The organism is Pseudothauera nasutitermitis (assembly GCF_004801295.1).
Lineage (GTDB): Bacteria > Pseudomonadota > Gammaproteobacteria > Burkholderiales > Rhodocyclaceae > Pseudothauera > Pseudothauera nasutitermitis.
In genome coordinates this window covers 1-5269 of record NZ_SSOC01000013.1, presented here as the reverse complement: position 1 = coordinate 5269, position 5269 = coordinate 1, and the positions used below count along the sequence as shown (strand labels likewise).

General features: G+C 55.3%; 2 tRNA genes and 3 rRNA genes. All 5 read right to left on the bottom strand.

What is annotated here, in order from left to right:
- Positions 1–49: 49 nt before the first annotated feature.
- A 5S ribosomal RNA gene (gene rrf / locus E6C76_RS21895) occupies positions 50–162 on the bottom strand.
- Positions 163–244: 82 nt separating this feature from the next.
- Positions 245–3131, bottom strand: a 23S ribosomal RNA gene (locus tag E6C76_RS21890).
- Between the two features lie 281 nt (positions 3132–3412).
- Positions 3413–3488: transfer RNA gene (locus tag E6C76_RS21885), tRNA-Ala, on the bottom strand.
- A 20-nt stretch (positions 3489–3508) separates the two neighbouring features.
- Positions 3509–3585 (bottom strand) — tRNA-Ile (locus E6C76_RS21880).
- Between the two features lie 84 nt (positions 3586–3669).
- Positions 3670–5207: ribosomal RNA gene (locus E6C76_RS21875) — 16S ribosomal RNA — on the bottom strand.
- The 16S, 23S and 5S rRNA genes sit together here with 2 tRNA genes alongside, the layout of an rRNA operon.
- Positions 5208–5269 lie beyond the last annotated feature (62 nt).

The window sequence follows — 5269 nt, the reverse complement described above, 5'->3', positions numbered from 1 at the left end:
GAAGCCCGCTTGCTGTTTGTGCTGAGCAAGCGGGCTTGGTATGTGGTTAGTCTGACGATGACCTACTTTCGCGAGGGGAGCCTCACTATCATCGGCGCGTTCTCGTTTCACGGTCCTGTTCGGGATGGGAAGGGGTGGTACCGAGAAGCTATGGTCGTCAGACTTTGACGGGGTAACAAAGCGGAAGAAGCAGTATTGGGTGGTGTTGCGCTCGTCGAGTTCTTGAGCTTGCATTCAAGGTTATAGGATCAAGCCACACGGGCAATTAGTATCGGTTAGCTTAACGTGTTGCCACGCTTCCACACCCGACCTATCAACGTTGTGGTCTTCAACGACCCTTCAGGGGGCTCGAGGCCCCGGGGAAGTCTCATCTTGAGGCGAGTTTCCCGCTTAGATGCTTTCAGCGGTTATCTCTTCCGTACTTAGCTACCCGGCGATGCGACTGGCGTCACAACCGGTACACCAGAGGTACGTCCACTCCGGTCCTCTCGTACTAGGAGCAGGTCCCCTCAAACTTCCAGCGCCCACGGCAGATAGGGACCAAACTGTCTCACGACGTTTTAAACCCAGCTCACGTACCACTTTAAATGGCGAACAGCCATACCCTTGGGACCGGCTACAGCCCCAGGATGTGATGAGCCGACATCGAGGTGCCAAACTCCGCCGTCGATGTGAACTCTTGGGCGGAATCAGCCTGTTATCCCCAGAGTACCTTTTATCCGTTGAGCGATGGCCCTTCCATACAGAACCACCGGATCACTATGACCTGCTTTCGCACCTGCTCGTCTTGTGGGACTCGCAGTCAAGCCGCCTTTTGCCATTGCACTATCAGTACGATGTCCGACCGTACCTAGGCGACCTTCGTACTCCTCCGTTACCTTTTGGGAGGAGACCGCCCCAGTCAAACTGCCTGCCATGCACGGTCCCCGACCCGGATTCACGGGCCTGGGTTAGAACCTCAACGACACCAGGGTGGTATTTCAAGGTTGGCTCCACGAGAACTAGCGTCCCCGCTTCAAAGCCTCCCACCTATCCTACACAAGTCCCGTCAAAGTCCAATGCAAAGCTACAGTAAAGGTTCATGGGGTCTTTCCGTCTTGCCGCGGGGAGATTGCATCTTCACAAACACTTCAACTTCGCTGAGTCTCAGGAGGAGACAGTGTGGCCATCGTTACGCCATTCGTGCAGGTCGGAACTTACCCGACAAGGAATTTCGCTACCTTAGGACCGTTATAGTTACGGCCGCCGTTTACCGGGGCTTCGATCAAGAGCTTGCACCCCATCACTTAACCTTCCGGCACCGGGCAGGCGTCACACCGTATACGTCATCTTTCGATTTTGCACAGTGCTGTGTTTTTAATAAACAGTCGCAGCCACCGATTCTCTGCGGCCCCTTCGCCCTTCGGATGTTCTCCTACAAGCTAATGGGGCATACCTTCTCCCGAAGTTACGGTATCAATTTGCCGAGTTCCTTCTCCTGAGTTCTCTCAAGCGCCTTGGTATTTTCAACCTGCCCACCTGTGTCGGTTTGCGGTACGGTCGAACATAGACTGAAGCTTAGAGGCTTTTCCTGGAAGCAGGGTATCAACCACTTCGGCCCACAAGGGGCCTCGTCATCACGCCTCAGCTCAGCCCGACGGATTTGCCTATCGGGCACGCCTACACGCTTAAACCAGGACTTCCAACACCCGGCTGGCCTAACCTTCTCCGTCCCCCCATCGCATCTATGCTCGGTACAGGAATATTGACCTGTTTCCCATCGACTACGCTTTTCAGCCTCGCCTTAGGGGCCGACTCACCCTGCGCCGATGAACGTTGCGCAGGAAACCTTGGGCTTTCGGCGAGGGTGCTTTTCACACCCTTTATCGCTACTCATGTCAGCATTCGCACTTCCGATACCTCCAGCATCCCTTACGAGACACCTTCGCAGGCTTACGGAACGCTCCCCTACCACGTGTCAAAGACACATCCGCAGCTTCGGTTCATGGCTTGAGCCCCGTTACATCTTCCGCGCAGGACGACTCGACTAGTGAGCTATTACGCTTTCTTTAAAGGATGGCTGCTTCTAAGCCAACCTCCTAGCTGTCTGGGCCTTCCCACTTCGTTTGCCACTTAGCCATGCATTTGGGACCTTAGCTGGCGGTCTGGGTTGTTTCCCTCTTGACAACGGACGTTAGCACCCGCTGTCTGTCTGCCGTATATCACTTTGCGGTATTCGGAGTTTGCTATCGCGGGGTAGATCGCAGTGACCCCCCCAACGATTACAGTGCTCTACCCCCGCAAGTGTCCGTACGACGCACTACCTAAATAGTTTTCGGGGAGAACCAGCTATTTCCGGATTTGTTTAGCCTTTCACCCCTATCCACAGCTCATCCCCTAACTTTTCAACGTTAGTGGGTTCGGACCTCCAGTGCGTGTTACCGCACCTTCATCCTGGCCATGGATAGATCATCCGGTTTCGGGTCTACGCCATGCTACTAAAGCGCCCTTATCAGACTCGCTTTCGCTACGCCTCCCCTATTCGGTTAAGCTCGCAACATAACGTAAGTCGCTGACCCATTATACAAAAGGTACGCAGTCACCCCACAAGGAGGCTCCCACTGTTTGTATGCATGCGGTTTCAGGATCTATTTCACTCCCCTCCCGGGGTTCTTTTCGCCTTTCCCTCACGGTACTGGTTCACTATCGGTCGATCACGAGTATTTAGCCTTGGAGGATGGTCCCCCCATCTTCAGACAGGATTACACGTGTCCCGCCCTACTTGTCGCACGCTCAGACCCGCCACCTTGTTTTCGCATACGGGGCTATCACCCTTTATTGCCGGACTTTCCAGACCGTTCTGCTAACAAGATGGTTTAGTCGTGCAGGCTCTTCCGCTTTCGCTCGCCACTACTGACGGAATCTCGGTTGATTTCTTTTCCTGCGGCTACTTAGATGTTTCAGTTCGCCGCGTTCGCTCCAACTGGCCTATGTATTCAGCCAGAGGTGACCCTTGCGGGCCGGGTTTCCCCATTCGGACATCACGGGATCAAAGCTCCATTGCCAGCTCCCCCGTGCTTTTCGCAGGCTTGCACGTCCTTCATCGCCTGTGATCGCCAAGGCATCCACCACATGCACTTAGTCGCTTGATCCTATAACCTTGGACCCTCTGTTCGAAGGCCCCGCTACAGGCTCACAACTCGTTTGTGCGCCGGACATGCGCTGGTTCGCAACACGCCCGACTCGATTGCAATCACTACCCATGCACGCCAACGGCTGACATGCCCGCTGACGCGCTTTACTACTTCTTTCCACTTTGTTAAAGAGCGAACCTCTCGAGTGACCCGTCCGGGCCAATCAAAGGGGTGAAGACTGATCCACCAACAGCGGATCACGCTTCACACCTCTGTGCCTTCCTGCAACCACACGCTTGTGGTGGAGCTGGTCGGGATCGAACCGACGACCTACGGCTTGCAAAGCCGCCGCTCTCCCAGCTGAGCTACAGCCCCTCGTGTCCGACCTGAACAAGTGGTGGGTCTGGTTGGGTTCGAACCAACGACCCCCGCCTTATCAAGACGGTGCTCTAACCAGCTGAGCTACAGACCCGCGGCGCGTGTTGCGAGGCTCTTCTTCTCGAAGCGAACAACCGATAAGCTGTGGATGCTTGGCCACCGTGGGCCGTTTCTCTTGAAAGGAGGTGATCCAGCCGCACCTTCCGATACGGCTACCTTGTTACGACTTCACCCCAGTCATGAATCTCACCGTGGTAAGCGCCCTCCCGAAGGTTAAGCTACCTACTTCTGGTGAAACCCACTCCCATGGTGTGACGGGCGGTGTGTACAAGACCCGGGAACGTATTCACCGCGACATGCTGATCCGCGATTACTAGCGATTCCGACTTCACGCAGTCGAGTTGCAGACTGCGATCCGGACTACGATCGGCTTTCTGGGATTGGCTCCACCTCGCGGCTTGGCAACCCTCTGTACCGACCATTGTATGACGTGTGAAGCCCTACCCATAAGGGCCATGAGGACTTGACGTCATCCCCACCTTCCTCCGGTTTGTCACCGGCAGTCCCACTAAAGTGCCCAACTTAATGATGGCAATTAGTGGCAAGGGTTGCGCTCGTTGCGGGACTTAACCCAACATCTCACGACACGAGCTGACGACAGCCATGCAGCACCTGTGTCCAGGCTCCCGAAGGCACCAAGTGATCTCTCACAAGTTCCTGGCATGTCAAGGGTAGGTAAGGTTTTTCGCGTTGCATCGAATTAATCCACATCATCCACCGCTTGTGCGGGTCCCCGTCAATTCCTTTGAGTTTTAACCTTGCGGCCGTACTCCCCAGGCGGTCAACTTCACGCGTTAGCTGCGTCACTCAGTGCGTTACCGCTCCGAACGACTAGTTGACATCGTTTAGGGCGTGGACTACCAGGGTATCTAATCCTGTTTGCTCCCCACGCTTTCGTGCATGAGCGTCAGTACAGGCCCAGGGGGCTGCCTTCGCCATCGGTGTTCCTCCACATCTCTACGCATTTCACTGCTACACGTGGAATTCCACCCCCCTCTGCCGTACTCTAGCCTGCCAGTCACAAGCGCAGTTCCCAGGTTAAGCCCGGGGATTTCACACCTGTCTTAGCAAACCGCCTGCGCACGCTTTACGCCCAGTAATTCCGATTAACGCTCGCACCCTACGTATTACCGCGGCTGCTGGCACGTAGTTAGCCGGTGCTTCTTCTGTCGGTACCGTCAGCAACGCCCCGTATTCAAGGACGCCTTTTCTTCCCGACTGAAAGAGCTTTACAACCCGAAGGCCTTCTTCACTCACGCGGCATGGCTGGATCAGGGTTGCCCCCATTGTCCAAAATTCCCCACTGCTGCCTCCCGTAGGAGTCTGGGCCGTGTCTCAGTCCCAGTGTGGCTGATCATCCTCTCAGACCAGCTACGGATCGTCGCCTTGGTAGGCCTTTACCCCACCAACTAGCTAATCCGACATCGGCCGCTCCAACTGCGCGAGGTCCGAAGATCCCCCGCTTTCCCCCTCAGGGCGTATGCGGTATTAGCTACGCTTTCGCGTAGTTATCCCCCACAAATGGGCACGTTCCGATGCATTACTCACCCGTTCGCCACTCGCCGGCAGGTGCAAGCACCCCCGCTGCCGTTCGACTTGCATGTGTAAAGCATGCCGCCAGCGTTCAATCTGAGCCAGGATCAAACTCTTAAGTTCAATCCAGCAAAGTACTCAAAAATCATTACTGACTTTCGCGAGCACTTGAATCATTGCGAAAC